General features: G+C 66.8%; 21 protein-coding genes. 10 read left to right on the top strand and 11 right to left on the bottom strand.

Going from position 1 to position 20,587, the window contains the following annotated elements:
- Positions 1 to 118 precede the first annotated feature (118 nt).
- Complete coding sequence (locus ACFWJ8_RS07120) at positions 119 to 2,854, top strand: AAA family ATPase (RefSeq protein WP_378810179.1); 2,736 nt, start codon at positions 119 to 121, stop codon at positions 2,852 to 2,854.
- The gene (locus ACFWJ8_RS07115; RefSeq protein ID WP_378810178.1) at positions 2,745 to 3,632 is read left to right on the top strand and encodes a sce7726 family protein; all 888 of its coding nucleotides are present in this window, start codon (positions 2,745 to 2,747) and stop codon (positions 3,630 to 3,632) included. Before ACFWJ8_RS07120 ends, ACFWJ8_RS07115 begins: the two co-directional genes overlap by 110 nt.
- On the opposite strand, the gene ACFWJ8_RS07110 is transcribed toward ACFWJ8_RS07115, so the two are convergent.
- The gene (locus ACFWJ8_RS07110; protein WP_378810177.1) at positions 3,586 to 4,662 is read right to left on the bottom strand and encodes a hypothetical protein; all 1,077 of its coding nucleotides are present in this window, start codon (positions 4,660 to 4,662) and stop codon (positions 3,586 to 3,588) included. The two genes, ACFWJ8_RS07115 and ACFWJ8_RS07110, sit on opposite strands and share 47 nt — an antisense overlap.
- Positions 4,663 to 5,354: 692 nt before the next feature.
- On the opposite strand from ACFWJ8_RS07110, the gene ACFWJ8_RS07105 reads away from it, so the two are divergent.
- The 4 genes from ACFWJ8_RS07105 (at position 5,355) to ACFWJ8_RS07090 (ending at position 9,221) form a co-directional block, all read left to right on the top strand.
- Positions 5,355 to 6,938: a hypothetical protein gene (locus ACFWJ8_RS07105; protein ID WP_378810176.1), complete on the top strand. Its 1,584-nt coding sequence runs from the start codon at positions 5,355 to 5,357 to the stop codon at positions 6,936 to 6,938.
- Positions 6,939 to 7,059: 121 nt separating this feature from the next.
- A complete protein-coding gene (locus ACFWJ8_RS07100; RefSeq protein WP_378810174.1) occupies positions 7,060 to 7,695 on the top strand; it encodes a Fic family protein in 636 nt (211 codons plus the stop codon).
- Positions 7,659 to 8,603 carry a hypothetical protein gene (locus ACFWJ8_RS07095; protein WP_378810172.1) on the top strand — a complete coding sequence of 315 codons (945 nt, stop codon included), beginning with the start codon at positions 7,659 to 7,661 and terminating at the stop codon, positions 8,601 to 8,603. Before ACFWJ8_RS07100 ends, ACFWJ8_RS07095 begins: the two co-directional genes overlap by 37 nt.
- A gap of 57 nt (positions 8,604 to 8,660) precedes the next feature.
- Positions 8,661 to 9,221 (top strand): hypothetical protein, encoded by a 561-nt coding sequence (locus tag ACFWJ8_RS07090; RefSeq protein WP_378810170.1) that lies wholly within the window; start codon positions 8,661 to 8,663, stop codon positions 9,219 to 9,221.
- Positions 9,222 to 9,287: 66 nt separating this feature from the next.
- On the opposite strand, the gene ACFWJ8_RS07085 is transcribed toward ACFWJ8_RS07090, so the two are convergent.
- Positions 9,288 to 9,467: a helix-turn-helix domain-containing protein gene (locus ACFWJ8_RS07085; protein ID WP_378810169.1), complete on the bottom strand. Its 180-nt coding sequence runs from the start codon at positions 9,465 to 9,467 to the stop codon at positions 9,288 to 9,290.
- A 203-nt stretch (positions 9,468 to 9,670) separates the two neighbouring features.
- Here ACFWJ8_RS07085 and ACFWJ8_RS07080 point away from each other — a divergent pair, with 203 nt between their 5' ends.
- A complete protein-coding gene (locus ACFWJ8_RS07080) occupies positions 9,671 to 10,198 on the top strand; it encodes a hypothetical protein (RefSeq protein WP_378810168.1) in 528 nt (175 codons plus the stop codon).
- A 436-nt stretch (positions 10,199 to 10,634) separates the two neighbouring features.
- On the opposite strand, the gene ACFWJ8_RS07075 is transcribed toward ACFWJ8_RS07080, so the two are convergent.
- The 3 genes from ACFWJ8_RS07075 to ACFWJ8_RS07065 form a co-directional block, all read right to left on the bottom strand.
- Positions 10,635 to 12,422, bottom strand: a complete 1,788-nt coding sequence (locus ACFWJ8_RS07075) for a threonine/serine exporter ThrE family protein (RefSeq protein WP_378810167.1) — start codon at positions 12,420 to 12,422, stop codon at positions 10,635 to 10,637.
- A 263-nt stretch (positions 12,423 to 12,685) separates the two neighbouring features.
- On the bottom strand, positions 12,686 to 13,984 hold the full coding sequence (locus ACFWJ8_RS07070; RefSeq protein WP_378810166.1) for an alpha/beta hydrolase: 1,299 nt from the start codon (positions 13,982 to 13,984) through the stop codon (positions 12,686 to 12,688).
- A 167-nt stretch (positions 13,985 to 14,151) separates the two neighbouring features.
- A complete protein-coding gene (locus ACFWJ8_RS07065) occupies positions 14,152 to 15,114 on the bottom strand; it encodes a helix-turn-helix transcriptional regulator (protein WP_378810165.1) in 963 nt (320 codons plus the stop codon).
- 62 nt (positions 15,115 to 15,176) lie between these two features.
- Here ACFWJ8_RS07065 and ACFWJ8_RS07060 point away from each other — a divergent pair, with 62 nt between their 5' ends.
- Positions 15,177 to 16,352, top strand: a complete 1,176-nt coding sequence (locus ACFWJ8_RS07060; RefSeq protein ID WP_378810164.1) for an epoxide hydrolase family protein — start codon at positions 15,177 to 15,179, stop codon at positions 16,350 to 16,352.
- 27 nt (positions 16,353 to 16,379) lie between these two features.
- Here ACFWJ8_RS07060 and ACFWJ8_RS07055 read toward each other — a convergent pair whose 3' ends face one another.
- The 5 genes from ACFWJ8_RS07055 to ACFWJ8_RS07035 all read right to left on the bottom strand — a co-directional run bounded on the left by ACFWJ8_RS07055 (position 16,380) and on the right by ACFWJ8_RS07035 (position 18,286).
- A complete protein-coding gene (locus tag ACFWJ8_RS07055; RefSeq protein ID WP_378810162.1) occupies positions 16,380 to 16,700 on the bottom strand; it encodes a hypothetical protein in 321 nt (106 codons plus the stop codon).
- Between the two features lie 75 nt (positions 16,701 to 16,775).
- Positions 16,776 to 16,991 carry a three-helix bundle dimerization domain-containing protein gene (locus tag ACFWJ8_RS07050; RefSeq protein WP_378810161.1) on the bottom strand — a complete coding sequence of 72 codons (216 nt, stop codon included), beginning with the start codon at positions 16,989 to 16,991 and terminating at the stop codon, positions 16,776 to 16,778.
- 102 nt (positions 16,992 to 17,093) lie between these two features.
- Positions 17,094 to 17,312, bottom strand: coding sequence for a three-helix bundle dimerization domain-containing protein (locus ACFWJ8_RS07045; protein WP_378810160.1), 219 nt, complete (start codon positions 17,310 to 17,312; stop codon positions 17,094 to 17,096).
- A 108-nt stretch (positions 17,313 to 17,420) separates the two neighbouring features.
- A complete protein-coding gene (locus ACFWJ8_RS07040; protein ID WP_378810159.1) occupies positions 17,421 to 17,786 on the bottom strand; it encodes a cupin domain-containing protein in 366 nt (121 codons plus the stop codon).
- A gap of 35 nt (positions 17,787 to 17,821) precedes the next feature.
- Positions 17,822 to 18,286, bottom strand: a complete 465-nt coding sequence (locus ACFWJ8_RS07035; RefSeq protein WP_378810158.1) for a hypothetical protein — start codon at positions 18,284 to 18,286, stop codon at positions 17,822 to 17,824.
- Between the two features lie 183 nt (positions 18,287 to 18,469).
- Here ACFWJ8_RS07035 and ACFWJ8_RS07030 point away from each other — a divergent pair, with 183 nt between their 5' ends.
- Positions 18,470 to 19,465: an epimerase gene (locus ACFWJ8_RS07030; RefSeq protein WP_378810156.1), complete on the top strand. Its 996-nt coding sequence runs from the start codon at positions 18,470 to 18,472 to the stop codon at positions 19,463 to 19,465.
- 11 nt (positions 19,466 to 19,476) lie between these two features.
- On the opposite strand, the gene ACFWJ8_RS07025 is transcribed toward ACFWJ8_RS07030, so the two are convergent.
- Entirely contained in the window at positions 19,477 to 19,974 is a 498-nt protein-coding gene (locus ACFWJ8_RS07025) for a GNAT family N-acetyltransferase (protein WP_378810155.1), read from the bottom strand.
- Positions 19,975 to 19,991: 17 nt separating this feature from the next.
- Here ACFWJ8_RS07025 and ACFWJ8_RS07020 point away from each other — a divergent pair, with 17 nt between their 5' ends.
- Positions 19,992 to 20,558: a helix-turn-helix domain-containing protein gene (locus ACFWJ8_RS07020; RefSeq protein WP_378810154.1), complete on the top strand. Its 567-nt coding sequence runs from the start codon at positions 19,992 to 19,994 to the stop codon at positions 20,556 to 20,558.
- Positions 20,559 to 20,587: the final 29 nt, after the last annotated feature.

Raw genomic sequence — 20,587 nt, 5'->3', positions numbered from 1 at the left:
ATCGCAATGCACGCAGGCACCATGGGTGAGCACCAGCCTTTAGCTGCACTCCCCTGCCCATACCGGCACGACCGAAAAATCCCTGGATAATAGGCAAAACTCACCCTATCCTGACGGCATGCGAGGCGGCCTCGAGCGATGGAAGCGAGGTGCCGAATCCCGAGGGGTTCGACAGGCGATCGGCTACGCGTTCGACGGCACCTGCGACGCTCACCTGCAGCACTCCCCCGGCGTCGATGCGCTCGAAGCGTACAGTTCCGCATCCGATTCAACCGTCTCGCGATTCATCGTGGCGAACGGCGTCATCACCTCCGACGAGCTCACCGCCGACGGCCTTCGCGTCTGGCTCACCGGACACGACCCGGTCACCGGGGAAGAGCGCGGCCATCAGCGGCTGAGCGCCGACGCCGACCTGCTGCTTGACGGGACGATCAACCACCCGAAGTCGTACAGCATCGCCGCGCTGCTGCATCCCGAACTCACCGCCGAGTTCGAAACGCTCCAGGATCGGCTGCGTGACCGCATCCTGCTCACGTGGCAGACGGAGCTCAACGCGCGGCGCGGGCACGGCGGGCTCATCCGCGAGCAGATCAACCGCATCGAGGTCGTCGAGCTGCAGCATCGGCGCTCACGCGCACTCGACCCGCACATCCACCGGCACCTCTGGCTCAACATCAAGGTGCTCGGCGCGGACGGCAAGTGGACGAACCTCGACTCGCGCGTCGCGATGAAGCTGCACACCGTCGTCAACGCCGAGGGCGAGCTCGCCGCCCGCACCGATCCCGCCTGGATCGCCTCGCTCGCCCAGCACGGATACACCCTCGACGACACGGGCGAGATCGCCGAACTCGCCGGCGCTGTCCGACCCGTCTCGCGCCGATCGGCGCAGATCGAAGCCAACCGCGCGCGCCTGATCGCCGAGTGGTCAGCGGCGCACGGAGAATCTGCGCCGAGCGTGGAGGTGCTGCAGCAGATCGATCGCCGCGCGTGGGCGGGGTCGCGTCCGAACAAGCCGACCGATCTCGATGAGGCGGCTTGGGAAGCCCGCGTCCGGGACGAGATCACAGCAATCGATCCGAGTCTGACCACCCCGCGCGCACCCATTCCAGTCGCAGCAATCGATCCGCATGCCGTTGACCTGGATCTGCTCGCTGCAGAGGCGGTCGTCGACGCGGACGAACGGTCCACATCGAGCGGCGGGAGGTTCAGCAGCTTCGACATCCGCGCGGGCGCAATACGCGCGCTCTCACGCACGGGCGTCGTCGCGGAGCGCGAGCGGCTTGATGACGTGATCGCCGAGATCACGTCGCGGGCCATGCGTGCTGTGTACCGCTTGGTCGCGGAGTATCCGCCGGCCCACGTGAAGGCATTTATGGCAACCGAGACCGTGCGCACCAAGGTCCGTCTCGCCGGCCTCCTGGACGTGCTCGCTCGGCCGGGCCGCTCCCTGCTGCCGGGCGAGTTGCACCGGCTCGCACCGAACGAGGATCTGTCGATGATGGATGCCTCACAAGGCGTTGCGGCGTGCGCCATCGCCGGAACAAACGGGCTCGTGACAGTGACCGGCCCCGCCGGCGCGGGCAAGACGACGATGCTGCACGCTGCGTTCGCGGCGCTCACGTCGCAACGCCGGCGGATGCTTGTCGTTGCTCCTACTCGGAAGGCGGCATCGGTGGCGTCCCGCGAGGTCGGGGCCGCGGCATCCAGCATCCATTCCTTGCTTTTGGACCATGGCTACCGGTGGGGCACCGACGAGGCGGGCGCGCAGGTGTGGACCAGGCTTCGAGTGGGAGAAGTCGATCCCAGCACGGGCGCCGTGTACGGCGGAGCAACCCAGTACGTGTTGCGCGCTCGCGATCGGATCGTCGTCGACGAAGCCGGCATGGTCGACCTGCAGACGGCGAACGTCCTCGTCGAGCTCGCGATCGAGCAGGGTGTCGGGGTGGCGTTCGTGGGTGACACGCATCAGGCGTTGCCAGTCGGGCATGCGGGCGCGATGGGGTCTGCAATCCAGCACGCAAACGCTGCGGTCGAGCTCAACACGGTGCACCGGTTCCGCGATCCCGACTATGCGGCGCTCACACTGCGGCTCCGGGATGCGGGTGATCGCGAGCGCGCGCTGGTGGTCGCGGGCGAGCTTGCCGAACACGGTCACGTCGAACGGGTCGAAGATCACGACGCGGCACGTGAACGGATGATCGACGCGTACTTTGACTGGCACGCGCGCGGCAAGAGGGTGACGCTGGTGTCTGGCACGAATGCTGAGGCGGATGCGATCAACGACGCCATCCAGCAGCGGCGAGTCGATCAAGGCGAGCTCGACGCGCGCGTCGCCGCGTGGGGAATGGGCGAGCAGCGGATCCTCGTCGGCGACACCGTCCAGACACGTCGCAACGACCGGCTCACGGGAGTCGAGAATCGCGCACAGTGGATAGTGCGCGACGTCCGCGAGTCGTTCGTCGATCTCGTCTCCGTGAACGACAGCGGCGAGGTGAGGCGGGTGTCCGCCGAGTACGCGCGCGAGCACCTGCAGCTTGCCTATGCGTCCACCGTGCACGGAGTGCAGGGCGACACCGCCGACGCATCGGTGGTCGGGCCCGATGTGGATGCCCCGGGACTCTACGTGGGCCTCACGCGCGGGCGGGTGCACAACGTCGCGATCGTCGTCGCGCGGACGGATACCGCTGCTCGAGAGCGCCTCGCCGAGTCGATGCAGCGCGGCATTCCGGAGTTGTCGATGCAGGATGCTGTGCGCGCGGCACAGGCGGAGGTGCGTCGCGCGGCGAGGCACCGGGAGGTCGCGACGGGGCCGGTGGCGGGAGCACCGAGTGTGGGGCGCAGGATTCGGATGTGATGCCCGTTCATGGAGACGCGGATCGGGCGAAGTTTCGAGAGGGGCTGACGCCGACATGAATGCTGTGGCTCGCTCGTCGACCATGCTGCGTTCCAACACGGCGACGCAGAAGGGAACCCAAATGAGTAGAGTTGCTGACCATGTGTGCGAGCATCATCCCCATGGCGACCGAGGGAGTCGGCTGATGCGCGATGTGGATGTGCGGGTAGCACTTCACGAGTGGTTGCGTGAGCAACACCACAACGAACTCAGCCAGATGCGTATCGTCGACGAGCTGGCGATCGCTGGCCAAGTTCGGGTCGACACTGCTGTGCTGAACGGCTCGTTCGCAGGATTCGAGATCAAGAGTGCCAGCGACACCCTCCGTCGACTTCCGCGACAGGTCGAGGTGTACTCGGCTGTTCTTGACTACGCGACACTCGTCGTTGCTCGTAATCATGCCGCGAAGGCAAGACAACTCCTCCCACGCTGGTGGGGCGTCATGGAGGCAGTTTCCAGGACGAGTGGAGACCCCGTCGTCCTCCGAACGACCCGCGAGCCAAAGCCCAACCCCCACTTTGAGCCCCGAGTCCTGAGCACCCTGCTTTGGCGGAGTGAGGCACTCGACGAACTGGAGTTGCGAGGCATCGCGGACGGCGTGCGCAGCAAGCCGAACCAGGTGCTTTGGAATCGACTGTGCGACTCACTGGATCCCCAGGAAGTTCGCCAGATCGTGCGCGAGCGCCTGAAAGCTAGGTCAGGGTGGAGAGCTGAAACGCCACCACTTCAATGTGCCTAACGGTGGCCCACTCTCGCCATTTCCCGGGGTTCCCCGGTGTAGCGCCGCCGCCCACGACGGCTTCGATCCAGTCGTCGGCCTGACTGCGCACGGGCGTCGCGTACTCCGCATGGCGGGTGAGTTCATCCAGGGGTGCAATTAGCGCCGCCCCGCCTTTCCCAGACCCACCCTGCCCCTTGAAGAGTTCTCCCTTCGCGAGGAGGTAGTCATTAGCCACCGTGTAGCGGAACGCGGCGCTAATGCTAATGAATCGGGGGTCGACGCCAAGTTCGATCGTGTCGGGCTTTAGGACGAGGTTGTCGAAGAAGTCGGGGATTGGCTCCCCCGTCGACGCGATTTTCTCGCGAACGGCACTGTAGATGCGCCACTCCTTGCGTGGATACTCGGTCGTCCCACGGGGCACCCCGTTCACGTCTGGGAAGCCCGCGCCGCCAACTGTTATCGATCGAAATTGCCCGAGCGTGCGAAGTGACGCCATTTCAGCGTTGACGGCAACCTCGATCACGGCCCCTTCTGCACCCTCGAAGTCGACGAATACGTCGACGGCTTCCGGGGCGACACTCAACTGTATGAGCAGCGTCGTGAGCCGGGCGGGATCAACCGTGGTCCAGTCGACCTGCGGGAGCCGGATCCCGACGCCAGTTTTGTATGTACCGTGCAGGCTTGCCGCAGCCGCCTTCGCAGCTGCCGAGGACGACGCTTCTACGAGCGGTGTCAGCGGAACGCCGGCGTCGCTCGTCTTCGTCGCTAGCCACTCAAGCGGGTGCTGGCCGTCGACAATCGGTTCCGAGTCGAGCATGGACACATCGGCGTAGCCCGCCCCGCCGCCCCACACCGCGGCGAGCTTGTCCGGGAGGGGTGCCAGGTGCGCCGGCACCGTCTTGCTGTATCGGTCGTTCTCGTAGTCCCATGCGCGTGGAGCAACCTGGAACACCGGCCGCACAGCGCTCCTCGTCGCTGGGTTGATCCTCGCCAGCGCAGCAAGTTCCCCCGCGCGCGCCAGCGTGAACGGTCGGTATGTCTTTCCCACTGCGGCCCCCAGCCTCAAGCAATCTATTGGCGACCCTACCGAGGATCGCCAAGCAAAGAATGGCAGGTGCAGACGGCGTGTCGTGCTTACTGTGGGGATGGTCCCGTTCTCGAGTTGACGATGCAGGATCCTGCGCGCGCGGCCGAGGCGGAGGTGCGTCGTGCTGCGAGGAACCGGGAGGCGGCGATGGCCGCGGAGCCGGTGGTCGGGGCGCGGCATCGGGATATAGAGCCCACCATGTGCGATGGAAAGCTATCGATCGTTCAGCTGCATGCTGCTTCCGGCACTGAGCACTGTCCTCGGGTTCGTCGCGGCTTTCTGATCCGGATGGGGTACGTCGTCCTGCGGCACGCCGCGTGCCGCAGGACAGTCGCACCGGGAGGGCGGCAAAGCCTGAAATAGAGCTTCTGCCCGGAATCGACAAAAAAACCACGCGGGGCGTTGGATGCGGCGCCGCTCATGACGAACTGAGAGACTTTCGGCATGCGTTGCAGATACCCCGGGGGACGGTTTCGATGACTGCTATCCCTTGGACAGTTGTCGATCCTGACACGATCGAGCGGATGATCGCCGTGGGGCTGTGCCGCCGGCATCAGCGAGCCCGGCGGATTAAGCCATCCCAAGGCGATGGGGGGCTCGATGTCCTCGTCCCGGACCCTCGTGGGGTGCCTTTCCCGGTCGAGAATTACCAGGTGAAAAAGTTCGCCGACGGACTCAACGATTCACGGAAGCGCCAGATCAAGAAGTCTTTGCAGTCGGCGATAGCGACACACGCGGACGTGAAGTCTGAGTACAAGATCTCTAGGTGGTACCTGACGCTGCCCATGGACCTAACACGGGAGCAGGAAGCGTGGTTGTCAGAGCTCGCGACCGAGCTTGCGGCTCCCTTCCCTGTGGAATCTTTCGGGCTAACGCAGATTGAGGATCTGCTACTCGAATCGCCCAACGTTCGTGAGTATTACCTCGGCGACGGAATGGAGAAGGTCCGCGAGATCCTGAGCCAGATGAACAGTCTCGCGGGGTTGCAAGGCCTTACGCAGGACCAGACAAAGGTGCAGCCGTCCGACGCGACAGAGTCCCTTGAGAACCTTCACCGTCAGATCAACGCTGCCGACCCTCATTTCAACTACGACTACCAAGTCACGACCGACCTACCATCGATCACACCGTGGCCGAGTCTAGTCGCGAGCGTGATCGCACGGACCACCGCCAACGCGCCCCACGTCACCTGGCACGTCTCCACAAAGTACGAAGCAGCCTTGGAAGACCGGCCGATCCCAGGAAGCTATACGGTCTATCCCGAACGAATGAGCCCCGACCAGCGCGAGGCCTGGGAACGGTGGCTTGACTACGGCACGCCGGTCGTACTCGGCGGCGACGCTGTCGAGAACCTCTCTTTGGACCTGCCGGGGGGCCTTGGTGGCGTGCTGCCGAACGGGGACAACGTCGTAAGTCTTGGGCCCGCGGTCGGCGAGTTCGACGACGAGCCAACTGGACGCTCGCTCTGGGTGATTGAGGATGCAACGGGCGCGCACCTCGCGGAACGCCTATTTTCTCTACGTCGAGCGGGGCGCGGCATTGCGGGTGGTCAGCACCTCCGCGGCACCGACGCCGAGGGGTACATCACGACTGACCTCTTTTTTATGCCCGGCCCGCCTGGCGGCTCGATGAAGGTGAAGCTTGACCTTCTCGGCGAGCGATGGGTCGGCGAACCGGTACAACGTGTCCTGCCCATGCTGCGCTTCTGCGCGGCGTGGGGGGATGGCAACCTGCTACGTCCTCAGGACGAGTTCGGCCTCCAAGTCTCCCAACAGGTACTCACCCTCTCGGGTGACGCTCCGATACCGTCTGTCCTCGTGACGGCTGTGGAGGATTTGGTGAGGATCAGTGCTGCGACGAAACGACCCATTGCGCTGCCCGCGACCATGGCCGGTCTGGCGAAGCAGAACGGCGTCGGCCTGAGGATCATCGCGAACACCGTTTCGGGGCTCGAACCGGAGGTTGGTATCGGCGAGCTCGTCATCTGGCACGAAGACGATCCCGCCGCGCTCGATGACCTGTTGGCTCGCGCCGACTCTGGAAGACTGGTGCTTCCATGGGCAATCCCGTTCCCGCTTCTTGGCGACGATTTCGAGTTCGCATTTAGCCTCGAGATCACCGGGGAGATAACTCTAGTGCCGGACGAACCGAGTGGAGATCACGCGGCAAAGAAGGCTGTACGTCTCGTGCCAACCACCGCGACGCACGGACGTCTCCGCTGGGACAGGCAAGCCTAGACGGCTAGCTGTGATGTCCAGGGACGTTGTTCCGTGCTGACGGGCGAAGGCCCCTCGTGGCGAGAGTGGATCTGTCTAGGAACCGCTTCACCCAGGAATCGACCCCGAGCTCAACGTCGGCGTGAAAGCGCTCCTCACCCGAGTGCAGCGGCAACGGGTCGCGACAGGGCTCGACGGCCGTGCCGGGCTGGTGGCCGAACTGGCCCGCGACATCCTCAGCGACATCGTGGCCGGCAGCACACGGATCGACGAACTCGAGAAGCGAGTGGCCGCGGTCGACGCCGCAATGCCGCACTTGGACTTCGTTCTCATCCATCCGTTCAAGGATGGCAACGGTCGGATGGCCCGGGTGCTCCAGTCCCTTGTTCTCGCCGCAGACGGTGACATCTCGCCAGTGTTCTTCTATACGGAGGAGTATCTCGGTCGCCACACCCAGGCCAATTACGATGTGGTCGCCGCCGTCGGTCAGGGCCACTGGGACCCGGATTCGGCGACCGTCGAGCAGGTGCGCCCATGGATTCGGTTCATCCTGACGGCCCATCTCAATCAGGGGATGGAGCGCGCAGCCCGCATCGTCGCTGCCGGGCGAGCCTCCACTGCACGCGGCGAGCTACTCGAAGCCAGAGGCGTTGACGATCGAGCAATGGATGCCTTGCGCCGCCATGCCGGGCATGCGTGGGTCAATGCATCGTCATGGACTTACGGTCCACTACTCTTCGAGTGCGTCTGCTTGAGGGGGAACAGTTGGCAAAGGTAAATCGTCGTGTGCTCTTCTTCGACACTGTCGTCGAGACGACCGACAAGAGCGGCAAGGTTGCGACGAGTCGCGTCGACCAGGATTTCTGGCTAAGGACCTTGGCGAAGCTCGAGGCGATCACGGATCACAAGAAGCGAATTCACCGTCACTCGGGACGCCGGTTCTACGGCGTGGTCGCTCGCCCGAAGTCGCCTCCAATCCATCACATCCAGATTGGCCGCTTGCGTGACCTGTCGGATCATCTAGAACAGACCGACCTGTCGTCAGGGACGGTGGCACCTCTCACACTCGGACCGAATCTCCGCGTTTCCGAGCCGACGTTCGTGGTGCCTTTCGGACTGAAGGGTCGGGTGGCGATCATGAGCCCGGGGGGCTCCACCCGACAGGAAACCATCGCGAGCTGGCTGACGGGCGTGCTAAACCTCGCAACCAGCGGCAAGTCCGTTCGCTTCAGGCCCGTCGTTGACGAGGCGGCACTGACGCGTCTGGTCAACTCTCAGGGCGCCGTCGGTGTGGAGTTCAACTTGGACGCCGAAGAACCGATCCCCTCGGACACAGAAGTACCGATCCTTGACGCCGTAGAGCAGGTCCGAAAGAAAGGGCCCTCAGTCGGCACCATCACGATCGGCTGGACGCTCGGTCGGGACGGAGGCACGATTTCCGATCGAGGCCTCATCAAGAAGCTGGCGCAGAAGATCGCAGAGGGCGGAATCGCAAAACGCGGCAAGGTGAACCTTGTCCTGGACGATGGCCAGGGCGGCGTCAAGCGCGAAGTGCACAGCCTCTTTGAAGATCAGGTTGTCACCAAAGTCAGCTACGAGGTCGAGGCAGACGTGAGGACGTCTTCAGAGATCGTACTCAGCGCAATTAACGACGCCATCTCCACGTTCAATCAGTCCCACTCCTAGCCCTAAGGTGCGTGTCCGACCCAGCAACTACAGTGGCGTGATGGGGGTGATCGGACAGTGAAGTGGGCCCGTCGGTTCTTCTCGTACCTGCTCGACCACCCGAGCGCCGTGACTTGCTCACTGATCGGTCTGGTTGTCCTGCAATGGCTGCTTTCATGGCTTTGGCTTCCTTCGCTCTCACCCTTGCAATGGACGCTCGACGTGCCGGAGGCCGATCGTCCTGATGCATTCGCGAGCCTGGCTACAGGTGTGGCTGGCGTCGCCGCAATGGTCGGCGGCTTCGCAGGCGTGGTGGTTGTTTTTGGACTGAGCAGCAATGATGAGAGGTTTCGGCAGGTACGCATTAAGGCCTCGACCAGTCTCCGCCGAAACTGGACGTCCATAGTCACGACGCCGCTATTCGCTGCGTTCGGAGCGATGGGGGCTGCAGCTCTAGCCACAAGTCGACATGAAACGATGTCGCTCTGGGTTCTCGAGGGATGCGTCCTGCTGGCCGCACACGGCGCCGTTCGGCTAGTCGTTTTGCTATCTGCGCTGGTGAAGGTTGTCCACGCGTCAGACGAACAGATCGAGTCCCCGCCCGAGGGTGTCATCCGCACGGACGAGTTCTATGACTGATCCCTGTAACCGGGATGATCGAGGCCCAGCCTGGGCAAGTTGCCCGACCGCGTCCAGACAACCGGGTCAGACGTCGACGCCGAAGGCCCGCAGCAGCGGGACGCGCGGGATCATCCGGCGCGGGCCGAGCTGGACCGTCGGGATCGTCCCGCTCTCGATACCGAGCTTGATCGTGCGGTAGTCGACCCCGACGAGCTTGGCGGCATCCTTCATCGTCAGTGCGAGTGAGTTCGCGGACTTTTTCATTGCCTTCTCCTTCCCGTGAGCAATGCGTGACATCGCTTGCGCACACGGTACCCTCTCCGTGAGCAAAGCGCGACATCAATTGCTCACCACGTGCGAATCGTGGGACACTCGCTCCTGTGAGCGAGCTCTTCCTCGAAGCGATCGACCCCGAACGGATCCACGTCGGCGACGGCGTCCACATACCGTCGACATGGGATTCTGTCGTGACCGGCGAGCCCGACAGTCTTGGCGCGATCCGCGTGCGCGTCCTCTATGACCAGCAGCTGCGACGGTCGGTCGCCGCATCCGTTCGAGTGGATCGGACGGGAGAGGGCGAGGAAGTCACCGCCGCCTCGCTGCGGGACGTGAGTGTCCTCCAGATCGTCCAGCGGTCTGCGGTGCGGGTGGTCACGGTACAGCGCGGCGAGGGGCCGTCGATGACGTTGAGCGAGTACCTCGCCGACGTGCAAGCTCATGCATCTGATCGCAAGTACGCCGAGACCGTCCTTGAGGCGGTGAGGCTGTACCGGATCGCGACCACGGTGAACATCGCGCCGCTCAAGCTCGTTGCGGATCAGCTCGGCGTGAGTGTCAGCACGGCCACGCGGATGATGGCGCGGGCTCGCGAAGCCGGGCTCGCGGAGGACCTCATCACCCGCGAGACGTACAACAGGATGCGCGCCGACGAAGAGCAGCGGACGCGCCCGCACCAGTTCCCGGACTCTCCGTCAGGCCCCTCGCTCGGGCGCTGATGCCACTGAAAACCATCAACAAGCATTCATGCACATTGCTAAGCAATGTGCCTCAGGCTATGCAGAACGCTCAAACTCGGTCTCGCCACGTCAGGATCAATACAATCTTGGCCGCTTCCGCTTCTGGCATGTGCGAGATGTCGCTCCATAGCAGGGATTCGTGCCCGCATTTTGGCCGCATCCTAATCGCAGCTGGCTGTTTTCGGACGTGTTTTGATGTAGTCCTGACCTCGAACACCCGCGTAATTCCGCGAAAGTTGTCGTTCCATGTCGCTATGCAAAATGCTCAAAACGTGTTCGAGTCCCTCCAGGGGCATCTTGACACTTCAGCCTCGAGGTCATCGTCACTCGTAGTCGCGGCGGGGACGCTGGCAGGCAGCATCCTGGCGCGGCCACGACTGAGCGATTCGCTCTGAGCCACGTCACCTGGACGAAGTCAGTCGCGCCGCCCAGAATTCGGGCCGGCATCGTCCCGGTGTGCCTCGGCCGCCGAGGAACGCGCATCCGGTTCCTCATCCATCCAGCCCTCGGGTGCTGCGTTCCTGAGCCCCCGCACCGATCCGGTCGCGGCGAGTCCCAGCAGCACGCCGAGGGCGATCGAGACCATCGTCGCGATCGTCGTGACGACAGTGCCCACCCCTGACGAGTCGCCCTCGAGGACGCCGGCAACGCCGATGAGTCCCAGCGCTCCCGGCACCAGGAGCCAGAATGCCGGAAGGAAGCTCACCAACGCCGGCGGCCCGGTCCGCTGACGCGCCACCATCACGGCGACGGGGGTCATCGCCGCAGCGCCCACCAGGGCGGAGAGCACTCCGTCGAAGAAGACGTCGCCGATGACCTGCGCGCCGTAGGCGACGTAGAGCACGACGAGGATCCAGCCGATGGACGAGGGTCTCGCACATTGGTAGATGCCGATGCCTATCCCGAAGACCGCGACGGCGACCCAGGGCACGATCGGGCCGAGCGGCCACGACGTCGCGGTCGTCGCAGGTACCCCGATCAGCGCGGCCGCGGCGACGACACCGGTCGACAAGAGGAGAAGCCGCATCGCTCCGGAGGCGACTCGAGCCGCACCCGACATGATGTCGCCCGTCGCGAGCTCGATCACCGCGACAGTGAGCAGCCCTCCGGGCAGCAGCATGACGAGCGGAGCGACGAGCGCGGGAAGGACTCCGGGGTCGTAGACGCGGGCGAACAGCAGCACCGACATCGCCACTCCGAGCGACACCGCCACGACGACGAGCGCCCGAAAGACCGCATCCACGCGTTCGGTGCTGAGAAGCACCGCACCCACCCCGATCCCGAGCAGCCCCGCAAGCCCGACGCCAGGCCACGAGGATCCGAGGAGAACGCTCAGCGCCGCGGACAGCAGGGCATACGCCCCGATCCGCTGCAGCGGGCTGAAAGGCGGCCGCATGGTGTGCACGCGGTCCAGCTGACCGCGGACCCGTGCTGCACCGCCCGACTTCGTGCGAGCCACCCCGGCGATGCGATCGACGGCGTCGACCTGGAACAGCAGCGCCGAACTGTCCCCGGCCGTGACGACCCGGGTCTGCAGCGAGGCACCGTCACCGGAAGACACCAGAATCGAGGTGGGGAAGACCACGACCTGGGCGTCGATGCCGTTGGCACGCCCCATGTCCTCCAGCGTGCTCCGCACCAGGCCGACCGGGTACCCGCTGTCGATCATCGACGCACCCAAGGAAGCCATCGCGTCCAGTACCACCGGCGCCGGCTCCGGCGGACTGCTTCTGGCCGCGGTTGCTCGCGGCGCCTCCGGGGGCCTGCGACGCACGAGCACCCACACCAGAACCGCCCCGGCGACCAGGACCGCGATCGCGATCAGCAGAGTGGGCAGGCTGATCGTCGACGTCGTGATCGCCGGTGGGATGGCCGGCGCCACGGTCCGCGTCGGGGTCGGTGTCGGCGTGGGCGTCGGCGTCGCTGTCGCCGTCGGTTCCGGCGACGGAGACACCGAGTCGGTGGGGTCGGGCGCGACCGTCGAGGTCGGACTCGGCGTCGGCTCGTCCGTCGGCGTGGGCGTGGGAGTCGGCCCGTCCGTGGGCGTTCCGCTCGGTGTCGGATCGGCCGCGTCGGTCGGCACGGCGTGCGGTGCTGCGGCGTACGGAGTCGAGCCCGACGCCGTGCCGTTGGCTGCGCCCGCCGTCCACGAACCCGCGAGAAGGATGCAGACGACCGCGCCGATCATCACACGTGGGCTCACAGCCCCGGCCACGCGGATCCGACTCCTCGGCATCGGTGTGCGCTTACGCCCGTCGCCTGTTCATGAGCACACTGCACCACGCCTGGGACAGGATCGTCAACGCTCTGCCCGCACTTCACCCACACGCCGAGCGCGCGCTCGGCCGGCCCCCGGCCCGCCGGCACCGTCACCCGACCGGACGCGACGTACCGCCCATAGACAGCCGAGCGACGATGTCGGCAGCGCGGTCACATCAGTCGAGGTGGAGGACACGCGCGGCCTCGCTACTGCGCGGAGAGGCCGAGCACGGGATACATCGCGCCGATCGTGATCTCGAGGCCGCTGGTGAGAGCGTCCCCCGTATGACCGGCGCCCGGGATCGTCTGGTTCGTCACGGTCATGCCGGCGGCCGACGCCGCCTGCGAGACAGTCTTCGCGGCATCCATGTAGGTCGGGTCCTCGGCACCAGCCGTGAATGCGGCGGTCATCCCCCGATACGCGCCCGGATGGGCGGCCATGATGTTCACCGGCTTCGACGCTTCGAAGGCGTTCTTGTCGCCGCCGTAGACCTGCTGAGTGACGCTGTCCGCGTCCTCGGACCCCGGGAACGGCTCGCCGGAGATGTCGATCACGTTCTTCCAGAGCTCGGGATACGTCGCAGCGTACGTGATGGCGCATCCGCCACCGTTCGAGTATCCGCCGATCACCCACCATCGCGGATCGTCGATCACCTTCAGGTTCGCCTTGATCCACGCCACGACATCCTTGGTGATGTAGGTCTGGGCGTTCCCGTACGCCCGGGAGTCGGCGCAGGCGGGGTCGTTCCCGCTGGGCCCGATCTGATCGGCGACCACCGCGATCGGAGCAAGGCCGTTGTGCTTCGCCGCGTATTCGTCCAGCGTCGCCGCGATGTAGGAGGCATCGGGGTTCCCGGGGAATCCCATCATGAAGACGATCACGGGCAGCGCGGGCGCATCCGCTCCGAGCGCCGCGGGCGGCAGGTAGACACCGGCGGGCCGGGCGTCGAACCCGGACGCGGTCGCGGGGATGGTCTGCGTTCCGACGGTTCCCTTCGCCGGCATGCCCGCGGGCGCCTTCCATGTCTCGTAGAGCGGCTTGCCGGGTGCACCGTTCGTCGCCGTCGGCGTTCCCGTCGGCAACACGATCGGATTGTCGGTCACAACTCCGAGAAGGCTGGCAATGGTGGGGTTGAGGCCATAGAACGCGTTCACCCCGACCACTCCGGTGAGCGCGAACACGACGATGCCCACGCTCGCGATGACCTTGCGCCACCAGCGCGAGTGCCAGAGGTTCACGATCGCCAGACCGATCGCTGCGAGCGTCGCCATCGTCCACCACAGCACTTCGGGCGGCAAGGGATCTCCGAAGGCGCCCGACGCGTTGGCGAGGAAGTAGAGCGCCGCGCCGATCGCCGCGCCCCCGACCAGCCCGATCGCGGCGGTGACCAGCCACCGGACGGTGGGACGGCGCAGGAGCAGGTACAGCGCGATGGCCGCGGCCAGCCCGTACAGGATCCAGGGGACGGGGCCATCGATGATCGGAAGTTCGAGGATGCTCCCCACGCAGCACGCTCCAGGTTCGCGCACCGCGGATCGGAGCGTTGACGTGATCGTATTCGTGGCCGCAACCCTCACAAAGGAGCGATCCGCGTTCCGTGTGCCCGCGGGAGCGACCGTCCCTGAGGTCCAGCGGGAGGGGCGGACGCGGATCGAGCGTTCGCGTCACCGCTTCACGAGGTCGGCATGCCGCCGGCGGCGCGGTGGAAGCGCGCCGCGAGCCTGTCGAACGCCAGGGCGAGCTCCTCTCCCTCGATCACCTCGACGTCGGCTCCGAGCTGGGTCAGCCAGAGTGCGAGCGCGTCCGGGTCGTCGGAGCCCAGTTCGACGCGACAGCTGGCGTCGTCGACCTCCTCGATGTCGACGGGAATGACGAGCTTCGCGGCGACCGTCGCCGCGGGCGCCCGCACGAGAACGAGCGCGCGATAGTGCCAGCCCGCCCGGACGATGCGCCGCACCACATGGCGGACGACGTCGTCCGCTGGGATCGTGCGCGGTCTGAATCGCGCACCCGTCGGCGCACCGGGGACCATGCGGTCGACACGGAACACGCGCCAGTCGTCTCGGTCGAGATCCCAGGCGAACAGGTACCAGAGCGGCCCCCAGCTCACCAGCCGCTGCGGCTCGGTGTGCCGCTTCTCCTCGGGGCCGCCCGGCTTGGTGTACCCGAATCGGAGCCGTTCGTGCCCGCGGATCGCCGAGGCGACGACACCCAGCGCCGAGAGATCCAGCGGTGCCTCGGTGCCCGGGACGACGCTCGTCGCCTCCCGGATCGCAGCCACGCGCCGACGCAGCTGTGCGGGCATGACCTGCTCGAGCTTCACCAGCGCCGTCAGCGAGGTCTCCGCCACCCCGAACTGCCATGTCGCGACCGCACCGAGCCCCACCGCGACGGCGACGGCCTCGTCGTCGTCCAGCAGCAGTGGCGGCATCACGGTGCCGGCGGCCAGCCAGTACCCGCCCGCGACGCCGGGACGTGCGTCCACCGGGTATCCGAGCGCCCGCAGTTTGCCGATGTCGCTGCGCACGGTTCTCGTGCTCACGCCGAGTCGGCCGGCGAGATCGGAGCTCGTCCAGTCCCGCCGGATCTGCAGCAACGACAGCAGCTCCAGGAGGCGGGCCGAGGTCTCCAACATGCGCTCCATCATCCTCGCGATCGCGGAAGCTCGTCTGCCGCAATCGTTGAGAACGTCGAACCATGAACACTCAGGACGCGCTCATCCCCTTCCACATCGACATCCCTCAGGCCGACCTCGACGACCTGCGCGACCGGCTCGCGCGCACGCGCTGGCCGTTCGCCGTGCCGGACCGCGACGACCGAGACGACTTCAGCCGCGGCATCCCGTCGGCCTATCTCCGGGAACTCGCCGCGTACTGGCGCGACGGGTTCGACTGGCGCGCACAGGAGGCGCGGCTCAACGAGCTCGAACAGTTCACGACCGTCGTCGACGGCCAGACCTTCCACATCGTCCATGTGCGCTCGGCGGATCCGCACGCGACACCTCTGATGCTCAATCACGGCTGGCCGAGTTCGTTCGTCGACTACCAAGGGCTCATCCCGCTGCTGACCGACCGGTTCCACGTGATCGTCCCGTCGCTGCCGGGTTTCGGGTTCTCCACGCCGCTGTCGAGCACCGGGTGGGAGCTGTCGCGGACGACTGACGCCTTCGCCGAGATCATGACGCGACTCGGCTACGAGAGGTTCGCCGTGCACGGCACCGACGTCGGCTCCGGCATCGCCGGCCGCCTCGCCGCCATTCACCCCGAGCGCGTGATCGGCATGCACCTCGGAGTCGACCGTGCCGTCCTCGGGCTCGTGGGCGTCAAGTTCCCCTCGCCCGAGGGGCTCTCGGACGACGAGATCGCACAGCTCGACACGATCCGCGAGGTGTACGCGGCAGAGCGCGGGTACCTGGACATGCAGGATCATCGCCCTGACACGATCGCCGCAGCGCTGACCGACTCCCCTGTCGGCCAGCTCGCGTGGATCGCCGAGAAGTTCAAGACCCGCGTGGGCGCGACGTACCGCGCCCCGGACGAGACCGTCGACCGCGACCAGCTGCTCGCGAACATCAGCCTGTACTGGTTCACCCGCAGCGGGGCGTCGAGCGCCCAGTTCTACTACGAGGCCGCGCATTCGGGTCTCGCACTGGCGATGGGCGCCGGCGTGCCGACCGGCTGGGCGGTGTTCGACGCGCATCCCCTCACGCGTCGGATCATGGACCCGTGGAACGCGATCGGCCACTGGAGCGAGTTCGCGGAAGGCGGCCACTACCCCGCGATGGAGTCGCCTCAGCTGCTCGCTGACGACATCCGCGCGTTCGTCGGCAGCATCCCGTCGCTCGTGCCGGACGGGGTCGGGGTCGGACGCTGAGCAGCACCGACGACCCCGGTCCGGAGATCAGTCCCGGGCCGGGGTCCCGCCGCCGTCCTCGTCGTTCGCATACTCCTCGATCCAGTCGACGACCTCTTCGGCGAGGTAGCGGGCGCCGGGCTCGTCGTCCTCGTCGTCCAGACCGTCGGCATCCTCGACATCGTCGGGGTCGAGCGATCCCGTCGCGGGCGCCGCGGGCGCGAAGGCCCACACCTCGTCCGCCCCGGTGGCGTCGACGAGTTCATCGATTTCGGCCGCGATGTCAGCGGGGATCGCGTCGCCGTTGTTGGCGATCAGCCAATCCTGCGTGTCGGGCGCGAGCCGCGCCCAGATCTCGTCCATCCCCATGGCGGCAGTGTCCCACTTCGGGCCGCCGCGGTCGACCACACCAGCGTGAACGAGGGCGAGGCGGCAGGTGAACGATCACGCTGCCGACGGCGAGGTGTGGAGGGTGCGACTCACCGCGCCCTCCACGAGCACCGGCACGTAGTACCGGAGGCGTGCGCCGTCGAAGCGTTCGAGCTGCTCGGCCACCAGCACCAGCATCGTCGCTTCATCGACCGCGGGGAATCGGCGCGTGAGGCGGTCGACGACGTGCACGAGGGCTTCGTACTCGCTCGCCGGCTGTGTCACGCTCACTCTCCCAGGATGCGCCCGCTCGGGGATCCACGCGACCCCCGTCGCCGTCGGCGCCGCGCATCTCGTCCGCGGCGGGTCGGCGCGCAAGGCCGCGGGCGGTCGTCACGCCGGCTTCGCGGCCTTCGCCTCCGCCTTGAGCCGGTCTTTCGCGGCACGCTCGATGAGCACCGGCACGAAGTCCCGCACCTTCGCGCCGCTCAACGCGACCCGCTGCTCGTCCACGACGATCTGGACGCGGTCTCGCCCGAGGGCAGGGTACTTCTCGGTGAGTCGAACCACGATCTCGTCGATCATGTCGTCCTCGTTGAGCTCCGTCGCCACTGCCGCTCCTCACGTTGGCCGGTCTGAGGCCGACGATAGCCGCCATCGACGCCCGGCGGCAGTGGCAGAATCCTCGGTGGCCGCGGCGCGGCGATCGCGGCTCGCCGCTCAGTCCAGCTCTTGGAGGTGCGCGGTACGGTCACCGCCGGCGTCCCCGGTGTTGACGGTGCCCTGTGGCTCGAAGAGGATCGCGTGCACCTCCTCGTCGGCCCGCGGGCAGTGCTCGACGCCCTTCGGAACCACGAACACGTCATTCGGCCCCAGCACGACGTCCCCGTCTCGCAGCTGGATCGTGAGCTCGCCGCGCACCACCATGAACAGCTCGTCGGTGTCGGGGTGGGTGTGCCACACGAACTCGCCCTGCAGCTTCACGACCTTGACGTCGTAGTCGTTGACACTCGTCAGCCGGTGAGGCTGCCAGTGCTCGGAGAACGACGAGAGAGCGGTCTCGACATTGCGCACGCCATCGGTCATGCCGACATCGTAGGAGATCGCCCGCCGAAGGGGCTTCAGATGTACCAGTCGCCCGAGTTCACGCCGGGACGATGATGCATCCGTCCGCTGTCGATGGGTGCCGTCTCATGGCCGACCAGCTCCTGCACCCACAGCGGCTGATGCTCGATCGTCACCGAGCCGGCGCCGGCGGTGAAGTACGCCGCGATCGGGCTGCTGCCGATGAACGAGGCCGCGAGCACGTCGGCGCCGCTGACACGTACGAAGGCATCGCGCGCGTACAGGTCGTGCATGAACACCGCGAACGCGGCGGGGTCGTCGGCACGCGGTCGTGTCGGCGCGATCGGCAGCAGTGAGCACAGTTCGTCCAGAAGGTTCTGCCGCTGCAGGTCGGACAGCCCGGCGAAGGCGGCCGCAAACGACTTGTCGGCGACGCTCGCCGGCACGTTCCCCAAGAGGTATGCGTAACGCGCGAGCCGCTCGTCCGTGGTGATCACGCGCTGCGCCGGTCGCCTCTTCACGGTTCCTCCCCACTGATGAGCGTCAGGCTACGCCCGCCGACGGACGCCGTCGAGAGGCGCGGAAGGTCCGGAGCCCGGGACCCGGGATGCCGCCGCCTCGACGACATCGATGGATGCCGCCCGCTCCGCCCGATCGGCAGATCGCGATTACTGAACATGTTCAGAAACGTGTACCGTCGAGTCATGGACATGGGTGAGCAGCCTGTCGCGGTGATCGCGGGAGCGAGCGGCTTCGTCGGACGCGCCGTCGCAGAGGCATTGGCGGCGGACGGGTACCGGCTTCGCATCATCGGCCGCAGCACGGGGATCCCGTGGAGCGATGCCGACGCGATCCGGACCGCCGTCGACGGCGCCGACATCGTCCTCAACTTCGCGGGGAAGTCCGTGAACTGCCGCTACAGCGATCGCAATCGACGCGAGATCCTCGACTCCCGCCTGCGCACGACGAACTCGCTGCGAGCGGCGATCGCCACGGCCCAGCGGCCACCCCGCTTATGGCTCAACGCCTCTACGGCGACGATCTACCGGCACGAGATGGAACGCCCGAACACCGAGTCCACCGGCGTGATCGGCACGGGGTTCTCGGTGGACGTCGCGACCTCGTGGGAGCGCGCATTCTTCGCCGGAGTCCTGCCCGGCACGCGGCGCGCCGCGCTGCGCATGGCGATCGTCATCGGGGACGGACCCGCGACGCGGATGCTGCTCGCCCTCGCCCGCACGGGGCTCGGCGGCACGCAGTCCGACGGCTGGTGCCCGCCCCACCGCCGTTATCGCGGCATCGGCGAACACGCGACGGGGACGGACCGAGCCCCCTGGCACCGCACGCACGGTCGCCAGAAGTTCAGCTGGATCCACCTCGACGACGTCGTGGGAGCGATCCGGTTCATCCGCGACGACGAGCGGCTGCAAGGCCCGGTCAACCTCGCGTCGCCGCATCCCTGCGACAACCGCACCCTCATGCGCACTCTGCGGCGCACGGTCGGCGCCCCGTTCGGACTCCCGGTGCGGCGATTCATGCTCGAGGCCGGGATGTGGGCGATGCGCTCGGAGGCGGAACTCCTCGTCAAGAGCCGATGGGTGGTGCCCGAGACCCTGACGACGGCGGGGTTCGCGTTCGCGCACCCCGACCTGGACGCCGCGCTGATCGACGTCCGCGAGCGGATCCGCCGTCCCGTGTGAGGCACCGGCGGTCAGTCGTCGAGCGGCAGCTGCAGGATGGCGAGGTCGAGCCGCGCGTCGAACTTCGTGCCCACGTGACGCAGTGTGCCGACGTGGGTGAATCCGAAGCGCTCGTGCAGCCGGATCGATGCGGTGTTGCCGGACTCGATGTCGGCGATCATGACGCGCATGCCCGCCGCGCGGGCGAGGGCGATCAGCTCACCCAGCAGCCGCGCGCCGATGCCCTGCCCGCGGAACTCGCCGTCGAGGTAGATCGAGTCCTCGACGGTGTAGCGGTACCCCGACTTGTGCCGCCACGGGCCGTAGCTCGCGTAGCCGGCGATCGTGCCGTCGACGTCGGCGACGATGACGGGATGCCCGGCCTCGCGGCGGCTCGCGAGCCACTCCTCGCGTTCACGCCGGTCGACGAGCGCGTCGGTCCAGATCGCACGCGAGTGGGCGATCGCGTCGTTGTGGATGGCGAGGATCGCGTCGAGGTCGGCGTCCTCGGCATGGCGGAGAAGGGTCATCGCAATATAGTAGACATATGTCGCAGATATCAGCCACCGAGGATCCTGACGTCGGCGCCGCCGTCCGGTCCGCTCGCGAGCAGCGCGGCTGGTCGGGCAGCGAACTGGCCGCGGCATCCGGAGTCTCCCGCGCCATGATCGATCGCATCGAGCGCGGCGTGAGCAGCCCGACCGCGGCACTGCTGGGGAAGCTGGCCGCCGCGCTCGGGCTCACCGTCTCGGGCCTGCTGAGCCGTCCGTCCGCGCCCGGCTCGGGGGTGCTGCGCGACCGCGCACGGGCGAGCTGGACCGACCCCGACACCGGCTACCGGCGCCGTCAGGTCGCCGCCGCTCCGGTGTTCCCCGTCGACGTCACCGAGGTGCACCTGCCGCCGGGAGCGCGGGTCACCTACCCGGCCGCGACCTATGTGTTCAGCCGGCACCTCATCTGGGTCACCGACGGCACGCTGACCTTTCACGAAGGCGACACGGTGCACCGGCTCGAGGCCGGAGACCGGCTGATCCTCGGCGACCCGGCCGAGTGCACGTACGAGAACGCCGGGGGTGACGACTGCAGCTATTTCGTGGTCGTCGCTCCGTCCTGACAGGGCGACAGACCCGGGCGCCCAGGTCG

The sequence above is a fragment of the Microbacterium sp. NPDC058389 genome, from assembly GCF_042722305.1.
GTDB lineage: Bacteria > Actinomycetota > Actinomycetes > Actinomycetales > Microbacteriaceae > Microbacterium.
The sequence above is the reverse complement of the archived record's forward strand: the minus strand, read 5'-3'. Positions and strand labels throughout refer to the sequence as shown.